This window comes from Aeromicrobium sp. 10G20-16, from assembly GCF_055809665.1.
Genome location: NZ_CM147919.1, coordinates 3,043,380 through 3,060,341, shown reverse-complemented (window position 1 = coordinate 3,060,341; position 16,962 = coordinate 3,043,380). Strand labels below are relative to the sequence as shown.

Sequence of the window (16,962 nt, the reverse complement as noted above, 5' to 3'; positions counted from 1 at the left end):
CACAGATCACCGCGCACGTTGTGCGACACCACTTGCGCACGGATGAAACGCTGCCGTACTGTCTGATGGAACGGTACCGTTTCGTTTCATCCATGTTTCACAGGAGCGCGCATGACCCCCGCAGAAGCAGCAGCCGCCGCCCGGCCCCGGGTGGAGGGCGATCGCGAGCAGGAGATCTTCGACGCGACGCTCGACGTGCTGGTCGACGTCGGCTACGACCGCCTGACGATGGACGCGGTGGCCTCGGCCGCCAAGGCATCCAAGGCCACGCTGTACCGCCGCTGGGAGTCCAAGGCGAGTCTCGTCCTCGAGGCCGTTCTCGCCCAGAAGGGCCCCATCGGCGAGCTGCCCGACACCGGCAACCTGCGCGACGACCTCATCGCCTCGCACTGCACCGGACGCGGCGGGCTCGCCGACTCCCGCCAGGTCGCGGTGTTCGGCAGCATGATCACCGCGTTGGGTCGCGACCCTGAGTTCGCCGAAGGATTTCGCACCCGTTTCGCCATGCCGAAGGCAGCCCGCACCCGCGAGCTGTTCGTCCGTGCCGCCGCGCGCGGCGAGCTCCGCGACGACCTCGACCTCGACGTCGTCGTGCCGGCGCTGTCCGGGATTGTCCTGCACAACCAGTTCATCCTCGGCAAGCAGCCCACCCCCGAGTCCATCACCGAGGTCATCGACCAGGTGATCCTCCCCGCCGTCCTCTCCCACACCCCCTCCTCACAGAAGGCCTCCTCATGACCGACGCACCTCCCATCACCATGGACGGCGGCGACGCCGTCGAACCGGTCGACCCCGACGACCTCGCACCCGAGACGTCCCGCCGCCTCGGCTGGGCCCTCGTCGTCATCTGCATGGCGCAGCTGATGGTCGTGCTGGACAGCACGATCGCCAACATCGCCCTGCCGTACATCGGGCGCGACCTCGGCGTCACCCAGAACAACCTGCAGTGGATCGTCACCGGGTACGCACTGGCCTTCGGCGGCCTGCTGCTCCTGGGCGGACGCCTCGCCGACCTGTACGGACGGCGCCGCATCTTCATGACCGGCTTGGTGCTGTTCTCCGCCGCCTCCGCCCTCGGCGGACTCGCGCAGAACGAGGCCATGCTGCTGGGCTCGCGGGCCCTGCAGGGCGTCGGCGCCGCCATGGCCGCCCCGGCTGCCCTGGCACTGATCACCACGACGTTCCCCGCCGGGCCGCTGCGCAACCGGGCCTTCAGCGTGTACGCGGCGCTGTCCGGCGTCGGTGCGGCCATCGGCCTGATCCTGGGCGGCTGGCTCACCGGCCTGCAGATCACCGGGCTCGAGGGATGGCGCCTGACGTTCCTCATCAACGTGCCGATCGGCCTGATCGCGGCGTACATCGCGCCGCGCTTCCTGCCCGAGAGCCAGCCGCGCCGCACGGCGCTCGACGTGCCCGGAGCCCTGTCCGGCACCATCGGCATCGCCTCGCTGGTCTACGGCCTCTCCCGCGCCGGCGACGAGCGCTACGGATGGGGAGACACCTGGACGATCGTGACGCTCGCCCTGGCAGCGGTGCTGCTGGTCGGCTTCGTGGTCATCGAGAACACGGTCAAGAACCCGCTCCTGCCGTTGTTCATCTTCGCCAACCGGGCGCGCGCCGTGGCGTTCGCCTCGATGATGATCACGCCGGCCGCGATGTTCGCGATGTTCTTCTTCCTGTCGCTGTTCGTGCAGAACGTGCTCGGCTACAGCCCCCTGCACACCGGCTTCGCGTTCCTGCCGTTCACGGTGGGCATCATCGCCGGCGCCACCACGTCGTCGAAGCTGATCGCCCGCATGGCCCCGCGCTATCTCGCCGGAACGGGCACGCTCCTGGCCGGCATCGCGCTGTTCGGGTTCTCGCGCATCTCGGTCGACGACACCCCGGGCAACCTCGTGCAGATCGCCACCGGCAACGGCGCGATCGGCGACTCGGTCAACTACTGGACGCAGATCGCCCCGTTCATCGTGCTGATGGCCTTCGGCATGGGTCTGGTGTTCGTGACCATGACGCTCGTGGCCGTCCACGGCATCCCGAGCGAGGACTCCGGCATCGGATCGGGCGTGCTCAACACGATGCAGCAGGTCGGCGGCGCCATCGGGCTGGCCGGACTGTCCACGGTGGCCGTGCACTTCACGCGTGGACGCGCCAGCGACATCGTGGCCTCGCTGCCGTCGGGCGGAGGTTCCGCCCCGGCCGGGTTCGACCAGCGCCTGCAGGCACTGGTGGGTCAGGCGTCGTTCACCGACGGCGCCACCCACGCGTTCCTGGTCGGCGCCTTCATGATCTGGACCGCCTCGGCGATCATCTGGATCCTGCTCACGGTCAAGCACCACGAGCTCGTCGAGGACGGCGCCCCCGAAGGCGTCGTGGTCTGAAGCACCGAATTTTGCGGGCCCAGGCACCGTTTCCCCTCGGGGATTCGGTGCTTGGGCCCGCAGAATTTGGGGACTAGACGAAGGCGCCCTCGCCGGTGATGGCGCGACCGACGATGAGCGTGTTGATCTCGCGGGTGCCCTCGTAGGAGTAGATGGCCTCGGAGTCGGCCACGAACCGACCCACGTGGTGCTCCAGCAGGATGCCGTTGCCGCCGAGCACCTCGCGGGCCCAGCCGACGGTCTCGCGCATCCTCACCGTGCTGTGCACCTTGCACAACGACGCGTGCTCGTCCTTGAGCACCCCGGCGTCCTGCAGCTGCGACGCGCGCACGTTCATCGCGATCGACGCCGTGACGTTGCTGAGCATCTTGACCAGCAGGTCCTGCACCAACTGGAACGAGCCGATCGACCTGCCGAACTGCTCGCGGTGGGTCGTGTACTGCAGCGCGTGCTCGAACGCGCCGCGTGCGCACCCGGTGGCCTGCCACGCCACGTCCATCCGGGTCACCTGCAGCACGCGGGCGGTGTCGGCGAACGAGCTGGCCCTCTGCAGCCGGTTGGCCTCGGGCACGCGGACGCCCGCGAGGTGGATCTCGGCGTTCTGCACCACGCGCAGGGCGATCTTGTCCTCCTGCTTGGTGAAGGTCATCCCCTCGGCGCCCTTCTCGACCACGAAGCCCTTGACCTCACCGTCGGCCTCGTCGCGCGCCCAGATGACGACCAGGTCGGCGAAGGCGGCGTTGCCGATCCACTTCTTCTCGCCGTCGAGGATCCACTCGTCCCCGTCACGACGGGCGCTGGTGGCCAGCCCTCCGGCGATCGCCGAACCGACGTCCGGCTCGGTGAGGCCGAACGCCCCGATCAGATCCATGCGAGCCATCGCGGGGAGCCAGCGCTCTCTCTGCTCGTCGGAACCGCACAAGTCGATCGAGCCCATCGCCAGCCCGCCGTGCACGCCCATGAAGGTGCCGATCGACGGGTCGATGCGCCCCATCTCCATCGCCACCATGCCGTTGACCAGACCACCGCGGTTCGGGCAGCCCGGCCCGTCGTAGGCGAGGCCGGCGATGCCCAGCTCGGACATCGGGCCGATGATCTCGTGGGGGAACTCCGCGCGGGTCCAGTAGTCGTTGATGATCGGCTCCACCTGGCGCGTCATGAACGAGCGGACGCGACTGAGCAGCTCGCGGTCCTCGTCGGGGATGAGCAGCTCGAAGCCGAGGAAGTCCGAGAACGGGGTGTCTGACAGGTCCATGCCGCCCAACCTAGGCGGGTCAGGCCGATCCGGCAGGTTTGGCACGATGGACCCATGACCGTGTTCCGACCGCTCGAGCGCGACGACGACGCGCAGATCACCCGCCTGCTGACCGAGGCCTTCGGCGAGTGGACGGAGACCGGCCCGCACGTCAATCCGGTCGACCGGTCCGGCCGCCGCTTCTGGGTGGCCGAGGAGGACGGTCGGCTGGTCGCGTCGACGGTGGACCGCGAGTTCGACACGTGGTTCGGCGGCGTGACGGTTCCGACCGCGGGCATCGCAGCGGTGAGCGTGGAGGCCGAGGCCCGCGGCCGGGGCCTGCTCACCCCGTTGTTCGACACGATGCTGGCGGGCGCCCGTGAGCGCGGCGCCCTGATCAGCACGCTGTACCCCACCTCGCCAGGCATCTACCGACGCTTCGGCTACGCGCCGGTCGCGACGCTGGAGGACGTCCGGGTGCCGACGCGTGCGATGGCCGTGCCCGGCGACCTGGTGCCGACACGTCGAGCGAGCGCTGCGGACCTGCCGGCGATCCGCGAGGTCTACACGCGGTGGGCGGCCGCCCACAACGGGCCCCTGACCCGTACCGGACCGTCGTTCCCGGAGTCCGACGACGAGATCCTCAAGGCCGTCACCGGGTACACCGTCGCCGAGTCCTCGCCCGGCACCGTCTCGGGCTACGCGTCGTGGTCCCGCGGCTCCGGGTACGGCGCCGAGGCCACCATCACCGTGCACGACCTGCTGGCCGACGACGTCGCGAGCCTGACCTCCCTGATGAACGTCATCGCCTCGTTCGACTCGGTCGCGCCGGCCACCGTGGTGCGTACGTGCGGCCGCAGCGAGTGGATGCACCTGGTGCGCACCGGGTCGATGCAGACGGTGCTGCGCCGCGACTACGGGATGGCGGTGCTCGACATCGCCGTGCTGGAACGCCTCGCGTACCCCGACGGGCTCGAGCTGGGTCTGCCGTTCGCGTGGCGCGGCGTCGGGCACGTGCTGTCGGTGTCGTCCGGCAAGGGGCAGGTGGAGAAGGCCGACGTGGGGGCGTCGCGTGCGCTCGACGCCGGCGGTCTGGCCCTCACGATCTCTGGCGCGCTGCGTTCGGCGTCGCTGCGACGGCTCGGCCACCTGACCGGCGACCCCAGTCACGACCCGTTCTGGGACTTCCTCTTCGGCAGCCGCCACCCCCACGTGCTCGACTACTTCTGACGACGAGAACCGCCGCTCTCGTCAGACCAGCGCCTTCACGATCAGTGCCAGCGCCGACGCCGCACTGACGGTCAGCAGGGCCGGCCGCATGACGGTCAGCGGAAGCCGTGATCGCAGCACCGTGCCCAGCACCATCCCCAGCGCGAGCACCGGCACCAGCAGCAGAGCGACCCGGACCTCCTGCATCGTGAGCTCGCCGGCGACCCCCAGCCCGCTCAGGCTGATCGCCGAGCCGGTGACGAAGAAGACGGCCATGGTGGAGCGCACCTGGTGCGGTGGTCGGTGCTGGTACAGCAGAGCCAGCGGCGGACCGCCGATGGACGTCGCGGTGCCGGTCAGCCCGCTGACGAATCCGCCCACGCCCAGCGTTCCTCGATTGATCGGGATCGCGAACATCCGCACGGTGAGCAGCACGGCCAGCAGCACCACGCTGCCGACGATCAGCTGGAGGTGCTGCGCCGTGATCTGGGTGATGATCCAGACGCCGGCGAGCGTACCGAGGATCCGCCACGGCATCGCCCATCCGATCCCGTACCAGTCGATGTCGCGGTGCTCGCGCAGCAGCGTGAGCATCGGGAGGGTCATGGCCAGCATGATGATCACGCCGGGCACCAGCTCGGGTGCGGCGAAGGTCAGCACGGGGGCCGAGACGAGTCCGAGACCCAGACCGACGGTGGTCTGGGTCAGCGCCCCGACGAGTACCGCGACCACGACGACGAGCAGCGCTCCGACCCCGACTCCTGCCACCGGGCCAGCGTAGCCACGTCGCACCCGCGTCGTGATCGCGCCCGTCCCTTCGCTCCTCGACGGGCTCCGAGGCCACCACGAGTACCGTCGAGGACATGCAGAAGAAGACCTGGTCCGACCTCAACCCGACGCAGCAGCGGCTGGCGATCGTCGCCGGAGCCGCCGAGGCCGTCCTGACCGCCGTGGCACTGCGCGACCTGTCGGGCCGCAAGGCCGGCGACGTGCGGGGTCCCAAGCTGGCCTGGCGGCTCGCCTGCTTCGTGCAGCCGGTCGGGCCCGTCGCCTACCTCGTGCTGGGGCGCCGCGCGACCGGTCGGTAGATCTGTCGGTGGTCGCCGCCATCATCGGACCATGACCTCTCGCGACGTCCAGATCACCTTCGACTGCGCCGACCCGTCAGCCCTCGCCGCCTTCTGGGTCGAGGCGCTGGGATACCAGCTGCAGCCTGCGCCGGACGGGTTCGACTCGTGGGACGCAGCACTGGCCGCGTGGGGCGTGCCGGAGGATGAGCGCAACAGCCGGTCGGCGTTGCTCCCGGTCGACGGCGAGGGTCCACGTATCTTCTTCCAGCAGGTGCCCGAGGGCAAGGCCGCCAAGAATCGCGTCCACCTCGACGTGCGCGCTGCTCCGGGGCTGACCGGCGACGACCGCATGGCAGCCCTGACCGCCGAGGCCGATCGGCTCGTGGCGCTCGGTGCCGAGCTCGCGTACCGCGTCGAGCCCGACGGGCGCATGGAGGCCGGATTCATCACCCTTCGGGATCCCGAGGGCAACGAGTTCTGCCTCGACTGACGTGGACAGGACACCTGGTGGTGGCAGGATCGTCACCATGCAGATGAAGCTTCGAGCTGGTTCCCATCCCGGTGTCGGACGTGGACCGGTCGATCACCTTCTTCACCGACGCTCTCGGCTTCTCCAAGGACATCGACGTGCAGCCGGTCGACGGAGTGCGCGTCGTGCAGGTCACGCCCCCGGGATCAGCCTGTTCCATCGGCTTCGGCACCGGCCTGGACGTCTACGCCGGCGAGCCCGGCAGCATCCGGGGCCTGCACCTCGTGGTCGAGGACGTCGACGCGGCTCGTGCCGAGCTGATCGGCCGCGGGGTCGAGGTCGGCGACGTCCACGACTTCGGCGGCGGGGTCCGCGGCGCGAGCTTCTCGGACCCCGACGGCAACTCCTTCGAGCTGCAGGAGATGGCCTGGCGCAAGGGTGATGCGTTCGAGCGCGACCACTCCGGAGGAATCTGACGTGACGCGCGTGCGCATGGACCTGTTCGTCTCGCTCGACGGCTGCGTGCCGGCTGACCAGACGCCTGACCACCCGATGGGCGAGGACTGGGGGCGACTCACCGCCGCGTACGCGGCCACACGCACCTTTCGTGAGCGGGTGCTGGGCGACACCAGCGGCGCGGGCTCCACCGGTGTCGACGACAGGCACGCGGCCGCCCACTTCGAGGGTGTCGGCGCGGAGATCCTGGGGGCTGCGATGTTCGGCTTCCACGCCTACCCGGACGATCCGAGCTGGACCGGATGGTGGGGTGACGAACCGCCCTTCGGCACCCCGGTGTTCGTCCTCACCCACACCGCACCACGGCCCTCGCTGCCGATGCAGGGTGGGACGACCTTCCACTTTCGTGCCGGCGCGATCACCGACGTTCTCGCCGAGGCGATCGAGTCCGCCGATGGTCAGGACGTGCGCATCGGTGGCGGCACGAGCACGGCTCGCGAGTTCCTGCGCGCCGGCCTCGTCGACGACCTGCACCTGATGGTCGCTCCGATCGTCCTCGGCCGGGGACATCGCCTGTGGGACGGTGTGCCCAGCCTCGACCTCACCCACACCGTCACCACCGAGGCTGCCGAGAGCGGCACGGTGCACGTCACCTTCACGCGCTGATCCGGGCTACCGGAAGTCACGGCTCCGGTGGGGGTAGACCACCTCGATGCGTTCGAGCTTGTCGGCCACCAGGTTGATGACCCCGTCGTTGCGTTCGAGCTTGCCGCGGATGACCAGTCCGGCCGAGGTACGGGCGACGACCCGGTACCTGGCCCACAGAGCCTGGGTGCAGACCACGTTGAGCATGCCGGTCTCGTCCTCGAGGTTGAGGAAGGTGATGCCGCTGGCGGTGCCGGGGCGTTGTCGGTGCGTGACCAGGCCGCCCACGCGCACCCGTGCATCGGTCTCGACGCGGGTCAGCGACTCGATCGCGTGCACTCCCTCGGCTGTGAGCAGCGGGCGCAGGTGCTCGATCGGGTGCTTCTCGGGCGAGATGCGAGTGGCCCACAGGTCGGCGGTGGTGATCTCGACGTCGCTCATGCCCGGCAGCATCGGGGGCGGTGCCTGCACCTCGGTGCCCTCGAGCTGGTCGGTGCGCTCGACGTAGCCGGCGTTCCACAACGCCTGGCGACGCGTCAGCCCGAAGGCGTCGAAGGCTCCCGCCGTGGCCAACGCCTCCATCTGGGCAGCCGTGAGCTCGGCGCGGCGCGACACGTCGGCCATGTCGACGAACGGGCGCTCAGCACGGGCCGCCACGATCCGCTGGGCAGCCTCCAGCCCCACTCCCTGCACCTCGTCGAGCCCGAGGCGCACCGTGAAGTTGCCGTCGCGTCGATGGGCAGGCGTGGGATCAGGAGTGCCGGGCACGAACGTTCCAGGATGTGGCTGGTTGAACGACAGGCACGAGTCCATGCCCGTCGGACCCTCCCCGGAAACTTCACACTCCTCCGGGTGAATTTTCCCGGAGGAGTGTCGGTTTACCAGGTTCTCCTGGTAAACCGACACCGGCTCGAGGTCGGCCTGGGCGCGGGAGTGCATGATGTCGGGGCGCAGCACCGTGACCCCGTGGCGGCGGGCGTCGCCGACCAGCGACTGCGGCGAGTAGAACCCCATCGGCTGGTTGCGCAGCAGAGCGGCAAGGAACGCGCCCGGGTAGTGCAGCTTGAGCCAGCTGCTGGCGTAGACCAGCAGGGCGAAGCTGAGCGCGTGGCTCTCGGCGAATCCGAAGTTCGCGAACGACTGGATCTTCAGGTAGATCGCGTCGGACTCGGCCTGGTCCAACCCGTGCCGCGCCATGCCCGCGTACAGCTGTTCACGCAGCTTCTCGATGCGCTCGATGCCGCGCTTGGAGCCCATGGCGCGGCGCAGCAGGTCGGCGTCGTCGCCGGAGCAGTCGCCGATCGCGATGGCCATCTGCATCAGCTGCTCCTGGAACAGCGGCACCCCCTTGGTGCGCCGCAGCACCGGTTCGAGCACCGGGTGCGGGTAGGTGATCGGCTCGCGCCCCGTGGCCCGTCGGATGTACGGGTGCACCGCCCCGCCCTGGATCGGGCCGGGCCGGATCAGCGCGATCTCGATCGCGAGGTCGTAGTACTCGCGCGGCTGCAGGCGTGGCAGCGTGCCGATCTGCGCGCGGCTCTCGACCTGGAACACTCCGATCGAGTCGCCACGGCACAGCATGTCGTAGACGGCCGGCTCGTCACCGGGGATGGTGCGCAGCTCCCAGGACTCCCCCAGGTGCTCGGCCACGATCTTCAGCGTGTGGTCGATGGCACCCAGCATGCCCAGCCCCAGCAGGTCGAACTTGACCAGGCCCATGTACTCGCACGCGTCCTTGTCCCACTGCACGATGGTGCGCTTGTCCATGCGACCGCGCTCGATGGGCACCACCTCCCCGATGGGCCGCTGGGTCAAGATCATGCCGCCGGAGTGGATGCCCAGGTGGCGCGGTGCGCCGACCAGCTGCTCGGCCATGTCGATCACCTGGTCCGGTGCTTCACAGAGGTCGCGGTCGATGGTGCGACCCCACCCGTCGATCTGCTTGCTCCACGCGTCCTGCTGACCCACCGAGTGCCCCAGCGCCTTGGCGGCGTCGCGGATGGCCGAGCGCGGGCGGTAGGTGATGACGTTGGCGACCTGCGCGGCGTTGTGACGCCCGTAGGTGTCGTAGACCCACTGGATGACCTCCTCGCGGCGCGCGGAGTCGAAGTCGACGTCGATGTCCGGCTCCTCCTCGCGGGTGGTGGCGAGGAACCGCGCGAACGGCAGGTCGTAGCGGATCGAGTCGACCGCGGTGATGCCCAGCGCGTAGCAGAGCGCGGAGTTGGCCGACGATCCCCGGCCCTGGCACAGGATGCCGCGCTCGCGGGCGAACTGCACGATGTCGTGCACGATCAGGAAGTAGCCGGGAAAGTCCTTCTCCTCGATGACCGCGAGCTCGTCCGCGATGCGCTCGCGTGCCGCCTCGCGGTTGTGGCCGTACCGCTGGTCGATGCCGCGGTCTGCGAGCACCCGCAGCCAGCTCATGGCGGTGTGGCCCTCGGGAATGCCACGGCGTGGCAGCCGCGGGGTGGCGGCGCGCAGGTCGAAGGCGGTGGCGTGGGCGATCTCGACGCTGCGCGCCACCGCCCCGGGATACCGCGCGAAACGCGCCTGCATCTCGGCGCCGGAGCGCAGGTGGGCGGCGCCGGTGGCCGGCAGCCAGCCGTCGATCTCGGCGAGGCTGCGGCGAGCACGTACTGCTGACATGGCGGCGGCCAACCGGTGCTCGGACGGACGCGCATGGTGCACGTTGTTGGTGGCCACGGTGGGCAGGCCGTGGTCGGCGGCCAGCGCGGCGAGGACGTCGTTGCGGGTGCTATCTTGCGGATGACCGTGGTCGGTCAGCTCGACGACCACCGAGTCGAGGCCGAAGCGCGCGGTGAGGTCGTCCAGCGCCGTGGCGGCAGCGGCCGGCCCCCCGGCGTCGAGCGCCTGACGCACTGCTCCCTTGCGGCACCCGGTGAGCACCACCCAGTGGCCGCGGCCCCGCTCGGCCAGCTCGTCGAGGTCGTGGTCGGGCCGCCCCTTCTCGTCGCCACGCAGGTGCGCGTCGGTCATCGCCGCCGCCAACCGGTGATACCCCTCGACGCCGCGCGCCAGCACCAGCAGGTGCGACCCCTCGGGGTCGGCGATGCCGTTCTGCGGCCGGGTGAGCCCCAGCGACAGCTCGGCGCCGTGCACCGTGGACAGCCCGTGCTCGGCCGCGGCCTCGGCGAACAGCGGTGCGCCCGCGAAGCCGTCGTGGTCGGTGATCGCCAGAGCGCTCAGCCCCAGGCGCACCGCCTCGGTGACCAGCACGTCGGGACCGCTGGCGCCGTCGAGGAACGAGTACGCGCTGTGGCAGTGCAGCTCGGCGTACGGCACCACCGGACCGGTCGGCCCCTCGACCACCGGCGCCTCGTAGGGCACCTTGTGCCGGCTGATGGGCAGGTCGCCCGCCGTGACCGTGCCCGACAACCGTCGCTCCAGCTCGGCCCACGGAATGTCCGGGTTGTTCCACCCCATCCCTCACACCGTCCCAGGACCGAATTCTGCGGGCTCACGCACGGTTTGAGTGCATCGAAACGGTGCTTGATCCCGCAAAATTTGGGGCTTAGTCATAGCGGGCCTCGGTGTGCCAGCGGCCGTCCTCGACGAGCATGAGCCAGGCGCTGCCATCGACGCCGACCACCTGGAAGCGGGCGACGCGACGGGCGGCGGCCTCGTCCCACCAGTGATCGTCGACCGGCCACGGACCGGCCCACGATGCGACCGGCAACCAGTCGGCCCCAGGCACCGGACGGAACCGGGCGGGCTCCCCGTTGACGACACCGCGCCCCGTGACGCCCACCGACACGCCCTCGGCGCCGACCACCCACGCTTCCTGGGGCTGCTCGAACACCGTGGCCGGCGCGGGCGGCGGCACCGTGCCGGGCCACGGAGACGCTGCAGCGCGAGCCGCGACCGGCTTCTCGCCCCACGGCACCAGCAGGTGTCGCTCGTGCGGGCTGCGACCGCCCTGCACCTGCGCCGACACCACCTGCTCGTGACCGACGATGCCCTGCACCCGCGCCACCGCCCGCTCGACCCGCTCGTCCAGGCCACCACCGAAGAGGCTGTCGGCGTGGTCACCCAGCGGCTCGACGACCTCGGGGATCAGCCGCACGGCGTCGACCGGCGCACGCACCGGACTGTGGCCCGCCTGGTCGCGGCTGGTCGGCTGCAGCTGCCAGCGCAACCGGTCGATGAGGTCGGTGGCGCCGAACCAGCGCGGGTGCATCCACCGGCGTGACGTGGCCAGCGAGCCATCGGCGTCGACCTCGATGCGCACCGTGGTGCAGACCGCGGCCCGCTCGGCGAGATCGGCCACGAAGGCCTCGGCGGTGGCGCGCAGGCTGAACGCGATCTGGTCGACCCGGTCCAGCGGTGGCTCGAGCGACAGCGAGGCGGTGAGCTCGGGCGGCACCCGGCGCCGACTGACCGGCTGTGCGTCACGGCCCGACGCCAGCCGGTGCAGCAGCGCACCGTGGGTGCCGAACCGGGTGTGCACGTCGGCCTGCGTCAGGCCGGCGAAGGCGCCCAGCGTGGTCAGACCCATGCGGCGCAGCAGGCTGATGAGGTCACCCACCTGATCGGCACCGTCGTCGAGCACGTCGATCGGCAGGTCGCGCAGGAACGCCGCCGAAGCGGCAGTCGGCACCACCAGGCTGTCCTGCGGCGACGCCAGACGAGCGGCCTGCTCGGCGGCGAACAGTCCGTCGGCCACCCCGATGCGCACGTCCCAGACGCCCTGCTGCACCAGCTGCTCGGCCAAGACCGCTCCGGCCTCGGCCTCGCCGCCGTAGAACCGACTGGGCACGTGCAGCGCGCACAGTCCCGGCCGCAACGCAGCGACGCCGGGGCTGAGCTGCTCCAGCGCCGTGAGCACCTCCTCGAAGGCGCGGGCGTCGGCGTCGGGCTGGTGGTCGCGCAGCACCAGGCCGGGGCAGCGCGACTGCGCGTCGCGGCGCCGCATGCCCCGCCTCACCCCCTCCGCGCGGGCGGACTGCGAGCACGCCAGCACCTGCCCCTTGGACATGACGGCCACGGGCGTGCCTGCGGGGACGTCGCCGGCGCACGCCACCACCGGCCAGTCGGGAGCCCAGAGCGCAAGGATCCTGGGCGTGAGAACCGCGGTCATCCCACCCTCCGCACCGGGCTGGGGACGGCGGTCGGTTCAGCGGGGCGAACCTGCTGGTCGACGTCGGGGAACCACAGTCGCCGGCTGCGAGACGGAGCGGTTCCCCGGGCCACCGAGACCGTGGCCTGGCGGGCCTGCAGGTGGCCGTGTCCCCGGCCTACGCCCTGCCACCGGACCTCACCGAGGCTGAGCCGGGCGTCGGCGCGCGGCCACTGACCCTGCACCACCAGCACGGCGCCGCGCTTGCGCAGTCGCGCAGCCACGCGGGAGGCGTCGCCCTCGCCGACCGTGACAGGTGGAACGACCACCACCACGGCCAGCACGTCGACCAGCGCAGCCGTGACCTCGAGCCACGAACCACCCGGATCGGGCACCAGCACGCAGCGGTCGAGACGCACCCCCACCTCGCTGAGCGCCTCGAGTCCCCACCCGGCCGAACCGACCACGCCGCACCAAGCGCCGTCGGCCGACGGGCCGGCCATCAGCAGGCCGGTGAGGCTGGCGCTGTCGGTGGCGTAGACCCCTCCGGTCTGCAGCTGCACCAGCCCCGCGAGGGCCGGATGCGTGGCCACCGGCTGGGTGGCCGCGCGCCCCTCCAGCTGCTGCACGCGCTCGCGCAGCTCGCTGATCAGGGTGGTGGAGGTGGACACCCCTCATCTTCGAACACCTGTTCGAACAATGTCAATGGGCGTCCACCCCCTGGTCAGGCCTCGCCGGCCAGCTGGATGGATCCGCCGGGGATGGCATCGAGCAGCTTGCGGGTGTACTCCTCGCGCGGGTTGTCGAACACCTCGGCGACCGGGGCTGCCTCGACGACCTTGCCGTCCTGCATGACCAGCACGTCGTCGGCGATCTGGCGGACCACGGCGAGGTCGTGCGTGATGAACAGGTAGCTCAGACCCAGCTCGGCCTGCAGGTCGTTGAGCAGCTCCAGGATCTGGGCCTGCACCAGCACGTCGAGCGCCGAGACGGCCTCGTCGCAGATGACGACCTCGGGCTGCAGGGCCAGCGCACGAGCGATGGCGACGCGCTGGCGCTGACCGCCGGACAGCTCGGCCGGGAAGCGACGCATCAGCGAGATCGGCAGCGAGACCTTGTCGAGCAGGTCGCGCACGCGCGCCTCGCGCTCCTTGGACGTGCCGATCTTGTGGGTGCGCAGCGGCTCCTCGATGGACTGGTAGATCGAGTACAACGGATCCAGTGACGCGTAGGGGTTCTGGAACACCGGCTGCATCTTGCGGCGCAGCCGCAGCAGATCCTTGCCCTTGAGCCCGCGGACGTCGACGCCGTCGAACAGCACGCGGCCCGACGTGGGCGGCAGCAGGTCGAGCACCATGCGCGCCACGGTGGACTTGCCCGAGCCGGACTCCCCCACGATGGCCATGGTGGTGCCGCGACGCACCTTGAACGAGACGTCGTCGACGGCCGTGAAGTCGACCGACTGACCCGGCCGGCTGCCGCGCAGCTTGAACACGCGGGTCAGGTTCTGCACGTCGATGACGTGCTCGTTGCCCTCGCCGATCTCCTCGTCGCTCTGGGCGATCTCGGCGGCGACCTCCTGCGCCGCGACCCGCGCCTGCTCGACGATCTTCTCTCTCGCATGCACCGAGGACAGCCGCTGCGACGCCAACGACGGCGCCTTGGCCACCAGCCGCTGGGTGTACGGGTGCTGCGGATCCTGCAGGATCTCCAGCGCGGGGCCGGACTCGACGACCTGGCCCTTGTACATCACGACCAGGTGGTCGGCCCGCTCCGCAGCGAGACCGAGGTCGTGGGTGATGAGCAGGACGGCCACGCCCAGGGTGTCGCTGAGGTGGTCGATGTGGTCCAGGATCTGCTTCTGCACCGTCACGTCGAGCGCCGAGGTGGGCTCGTCAGCGATCAGCAGGCGTGGGCGGGCTGCGAGGCCCATGGCGATCAGCGCACGCTGACGCATGCCGCCGGAGAACTCGTGCGGGTACTGCCGCGCACGCCGTTCGGCGTCGGGAAGTCCGGCCTCCTCGAGCAGCTCGACGACCCGCTTGTCGGCGTCCTCGCCGGTGGCGATGCCGTTGGCGACCAACGACTCCTTGATCTGCGTGCCGACCTTCCACAGCGGGTTGAGGTTCGACATCGGGTCCTGCGGGACCAGGCCGATCGACGACCCACGCAGGGCCAAGATGGCGTCCTTGTCCGCCTTGGCGATGTCCTGTCCCTCGAAGAGGATCTCTCCGCCCGTGACGTGACCCGATCCGGGCAACAGGTCGATGACGGCGTGCGCCGTGGTGGACTTGCCAGAGCCGGACTCTCCCACGATGGCCACGGTCTGGCCCGGGTACACCGTGAGGTTCGCGCCCCGCACCGCCTTGACCTCACGCTTCTTCTCGTCGCGGAAGCTGACGTGCAGGTCCTTGACCTGCAGCAGCGGCCCGTTCCCGACAGGTGCGGTGGTCATGACTTCCTCGCCTTCGGATCAATGGCTTCGCGCACGGCCTCACCCAGCAGGATGAACCCGAGCACCGTGGTGGCCAAGGCGACGGCGGGCACCCACAGGACCCGCAGGTTCTGGCCCGATCGGATCTGCACCTGTGCGGCCGCGAGGTCGTTGCCCCACGACACCACGTTCTGCGGCAGCCCGAGACTCAGGTAGGACAGCGTGGACTCGGCGACGATGAACACGCCCAGCGAGATGGTCATGGTGACGATCACCGGGGCCAACGAGTTGGGCACGATGTGCCGCTTGAGGTTGGTCCAGCGGCTGGCGCCGATGGCGGTGGCCGCGTCGACGAACTCCAACGTCTTGACCTCGAGCACCGCGCCTCTCATCTGGCGGGTGATCTGCGGCCAGGCGAACGCGCCGAGCGCCAGCACCACGATGGTGACCGAGAGCCAGAACCCTCGATCGGGGTAGATGTTGTTGAGCACCGAGATGACCACGATCGCGGCCAGCAGCAGCGGGATGGAGAAGAAGATGTCGGCCGTGCGCGAGAGCAGCGTGTCGACGAGCTTGCCGTAGTAGCCCGCGATGGCCCCGGTGACGATGCCCAGCACTCCGACGATCAGCGTGGTCAGCACTCCGACCGCCACCGAGGCGCGCGCGCCGTAGACCGTGCGGGCCCAGACGTCGCCGCCTTGCCGGGTGAACCCGAACGGGTGACCGGAGCGCGCCGGCTCGAGACTGTCGCCGAGGTTCATGTAGTTGGGGTCCTGGCTGGTGAACAGCGTGGGGAAGGCGATCATCACCGCGAGGACCAGCAAGATGGCCGACGCGAACCAGAACAGCGGGCTCTTGCGGAGTCGACCCCAGATCTCCTTCCACTGGCTCTCGGGGACCTTGTCCATGTCGACGGCGTCGACCTCGGCCAGCGGGATGTCGTCGATCGGGGCGACGTAGCGCTCCTGGCCCGGTCGGGCACCAGCGTGGTGGATGTTCTCACTCATAGCGAATCCTCGGATCGAGCACGGCGTACAGCAGGTCGACGATCAAGTTCATGAACACGTAGATGAGCACGAAGATCGTGATCACCGACACGATCGTGGGCGTCTCCCCGCGCTGGATTGCCTTGTACGCCAGGTTGCCTACACCGGGGATGTTGAAGATGCCCTCGGTGACGACCGCACCGGCCATCAGCGACCCGAGCTCGATGCCCAGATACGTGACGACGGGAATCATCGAGTTGCGCAGCACGTGGTTGCGGATGACCAACCGCTCGGGCATGCCCTTGGCGCGGGCGGTGCGCACATGGTCGGCGCTCATGTTCTCGCCCACCGACGTGCGCGTGAGCCGCAGCACGAAGGCGAACTGCACGATGCCCAGCACGATCGCCGGGACGATCAGCTCGTTGAGCGACCAGTCGCCGCCGACGGTGGGTGGCAGCCAGCTGATGCCGGACTTGACCCCGATGAAGTACTGGAAGACGAACGCCACCAGGAAGATCGGCAGCGCGATCAGGCCGAGCGAGATCAGCAGCGTGATGGTGTCAAACCAGCCGCCGCGACGCAGCCCGGCGATGGTGCCCATGATCAGGCCGAAGACGGCCTCGAAGGCGATGGCCATCAGGGCCAGGGTGACCGTGACCGGGAAGGCCCGCTGCACGAGGTCGATGACCGGCTGGCCGGAGAACGAGGTGCCGAAGTCGAGGGTGACCGCTCCCTTGAGGAACAGCAACCACTGGACGAGGAACGGCTTGTCGAGGTTGTACTGCGACTCGATCTGGGCCCGGACGGCCTCAGAGACCGGCTTCTCGCCGAACAGGGCGACGACGGGGTCTCCCGGTCTCAAGAAGACCAGTGCGTAGATGATCAGGGTCGAGAAGATGATGACCGGAATGGTCTGGAGCACGCGTCTACCGACGTACCACCACACACTGCCTCCTGGGACGAGAGCCGGATACCGTCCCGTGAACCTGTGGGCCGGGGAC

The 16,962-nt window shown here is 69.9% G+C and carries 15 protein-coding genes; 7 read left to right on the top strand and 8 right to left on the bottom strand.

Going from position 1 to position 16,962, the window contains the following annotated elements:
* Nucleotides 1-111: 111 nt before the first annotated feature.
* Together AC0L5F_RS15785 and AC0L5F_RS15780 are read left to right on the top strand one after the other, a co-directional pair.
* On the top strand, nt 112-738 hold the full coding sequence (locus AC0L5F_RS15785; RefSeq protein WP_473314377.1) for a TetR/AcrR family transcriptional regulator: 627 nt from the start codon (nt 112-114) through the stop codon (nt 736-738).
* The gene (locus AC0L5F_RS15780) at nt 735-2,378 is read left to right on the top strand and encodes an MFS transporter (protein ID WP_473314376.1); all 1,644 of its coding nucleotides are present in this window, start codon (nt 735-737) and stop codon (nt 2,376-2,378) included. The genes AC0L5F_RS15785 and AC0L5F_RS15780 overlap by 4 nt, the downstream gene beginning before the upstream one ends.
* 73 nt (nt 2,379-2,451) lie before the next feature.
* Here AC0L5F_RS15780 and AC0L5F_RS15775 read toward each other — a convergent pair whose 3' ends face one another.
* Complete coding sequence (locus AC0L5F_RS15775) at nt 2,452-3,633, bottom strand: acyl-CoA dehydrogenase family protein (protein WP_473314375.1); 1,182 nt, start codon at nt 3,631-3,633, stop codon at nt 2,452-2,454.
* A gap of 54 nt (nt 3,634-3,687) precedes the next feature.
* Here AC0L5F_RS15775 and AC0L5F_RS15770 point away from each other — a divergent pair, with 54 nt between their 5' ends.
* Nucleotides 3,688-4,842, top strand: a complete 1,155-nt coding sequence (locus tag AC0L5F_RS15770) for a GNAT family N-acetyltransferase (RefSeq protein WP_473314374.1) — start codon at nt 3,688-3,690, stop codon at nt 4,840-4,842.
* A gap of 21 nt (nt 4,843-4,863) precedes the next feature.
* Here AC0L5F_RS15770 and AC0L5F_RS15765 read toward each other — a convergent pair whose 3' ends face one another.
* Nucleotides 4,864-5,589 (bottom strand): sulfite exporter TauE/SafE family protein, encoded by a 726-nt coding sequence (locus AC0L5F_RS15765; protein ID WP_473314373.1) that lies wholly within the window; start codon nt 5,587-5,589, stop codon nt 4,864-4,866.
* A 95-nt stretch (nt 5,590-5,684) separates the two neighbouring features.
* On the opposite strand from AC0L5F_RS15765, the gene AC0L5F_RS15760 reads away from it, so the two are divergent.
* The 4 genes from AC0L5F_RS15760 (at nt 5,685) to AC0L5F_RS15745 (ending at nt 7,482) form a co-directional block, all read left to right on the top strand.
* Nucleotides 5,685-5,909 (top strand): PLD nuclease N-terminal domain-containing protein, encoded by a 225-nt coding sequence (locus tag AC0L5F_RS15760; protein ID WP_473314372.1) that lies wholly within the window; start codon nt 5,685-5,687, stop codon nt 5,907-5,909.
* A gap of 31 nt (nt 5,910-5,940) precedes the next feature.
* Nucleotides 5,941-6,381, top strand: coding sequence for a VOC family protein (locus AC0L5F_RS15755; protein ID WP_473314371.1), 441 nt, complete (start codon nt 5,941-5,943; stop codon nt 6,379-6,381).
* An 80-nt stretch (nt 6,382-6,461) separates the two neighbouring features.
* Complete coding sequence (locus AC0L5F_RS15750; protein WP_473314370.1) at nt 6,462-6,836, top strand: VOC family protein; 375 nt, start codon at nt 6,462-6,464, stop codon at nt 6,834-6,836.
* A gap of 1 nt (nt 6,837) precedes the next feature.
* Nucleotides 6,838-7,482 (top strand): dihydrofolate reductase family protein, encoded by a 645-nt coding sequence (locus tag AC0L5F_RS15745; RefSeq protein WP_473314369.1) that lies wholly within the window; start codon nt 6,838-6,840, stop codon nt 7,480-7,482.
* 6 nt (nt 7,483-7,488) lie between these two features.
* Here AC0L5F_RS15745 and AC0L5F_RS15740 read toward each other — a convergent pair whose 3' ends face one another.
* The 6 genes from AC0L5F_RS15740 to AC0L5F_RS15715 all read right to left on the bottom strand — a co-directional run bounded on the left by AC0L5F_RS15740 (nt 7,489) and on the right by AC0L5F_RS15715 (nt 16,883).
* Nucleotides 7,489-10,908 (bottom strand): error-prone DNA polymerase, encoded by a 3,420-nt coding sequence (locus tag AC0L5F_RS15740; protein ID WP_473314368.1) that lies wholly within the window; start codon nt 10,906-10,908, stop codon nt 7,489-7,491.
* Between the two features lie 88 nt (nt 10,909-10,996).
* A complete protein-coding gene (locus AC0L5F_RS15735) occupies nt 10,997-12,562 on the bottom strand; it encodes a DNA polymerase Y family protein (RefSeq protein ID WP_473314367.1) in 1,566 nt (521 codons plus the stop codon).
* Nucleotides 12,559-13,212, bottom strand: coding sequence for a hypothetical protein (locus AC0L5F_RS15730; RefSeq protein WP_473314366.1), 654 nt, complete (start codon nt 13,210-13,212; stop codon nt 12,559-12,561). Before AC0L5F_RS15730 ends, AC0L5F_RS15735 begins: the two co-directional genes overlap by 4 nt.
* A gap of 53 nt (nt 13,213-13,265) precedes the next feature.
* A complete protein-coding gene (locus AC0L5F_RS15725) occupies nt 13,266-14,996 on the bottom strand; it encodes a dipeptide ABC transporter ATP-binding protein (RefSeq protein WP_473314365.1) in 1,731 nt (576 codons plus the stop codon).
* Nucleotides 14,993-15,982, bottom strand: a complete 990-nt coding sequence (locus AC0L5F_RS15720) for an ABC transporter permease (protein ID WP_473314363.1) — start codon at nt 15,980-15,982, stop codon at nt 14,993-14,995. Before AC0L5F_RS15720 ends, AC0L5F_RS15725 begins: the two co-directional genes overlap by 4 nt.
* A complete protein-coding gene (locus AC0L5F_RS15715) occupies nt 15,975-16,883 on the bottom strand; it encodes an ABC transporter permease (protein ID WP_473314362.1) in 909 nt (302 codons plus the stop codon). The genes AC0L5F_RS15720 and AC0L5F_RS15715 overlap by 8 nt, the downstream gene beginning before the upstream one ends.
* Nucleotides 16,884-16,962 lie beyond the last annotated feature (79 nt).

Coding starts and splice junctions, on each gene's coding strand:
- AC0L5F_RS15740 (WP_473314368.1), bottom strand. CDS start 10,908: ATGGGGTGGAACAACCCGGACATTCCGTGGGCCGAGCTGGAGCGACGG.
- AC0L5F_RS15775 (WP_473314375.1), bottom strand. CDS start 3,633: ATGGACCTGTCAGACACCCCGTTCTCGGACTTCCTCGGCTTCGAGCTG.
- AC0L5F_RS15770 (WP_473314374.1), top strand. CDS start 3,688: ATGACCGTGTTCCGACCGCTCGAGCGCGACGACGACGCGCAGATCACC.
- AC0L5F_RS15755 (WP_473314371.1), top strand. CDS start 5,941: ATGACCTCTCGCGACGTCCAGATCACCTTCGACTGCGCCGACCCGTCA.
- AC0L5F_RS15785 (WP_473314377.1), top strand. CDS start 112: ATGACCCCCGCAGAAGCAGCAGCCGCCGCCCGGCCCCGGGTGGAGGGC.
- AC0L5F_RS15720 (WP_473314363.1), bottom strand. CDS start 15,982: ATGAGTGAGAACATCCACCACGCTGGTGCCCGACCGGGCCAGGAGCGC.
- AC0L5F_RS15780 (WP_473314376.1), top strand. CDS start 735: ATGACCGACGCACCTCCCATCACCATGGACGGCGGCGACGCCGTCGAA.
- AC0L5F_RS15760 (WP_473314372.1), top strand. CDS start 5,685: ATGCAGAAGAAGACCTGGTCCGACCTCAACCCGACGCAGCAGCGGCTG.
- AC0L5F_RS15725 (WP_473314365.1), bottom strand. CDS start 14,996: ATGACCACCGCACCTGTCGGGAACGGGCCGCTGCTGCAGGTCAAGGAC.
- AC0L5F_RS15735 (WP_473314367.1), bottom strand. CDS start 12,562: ATGACCGCGGTTCTCACGCCCAGGATCCTTGCGCTCTGGGCTCCCGAC.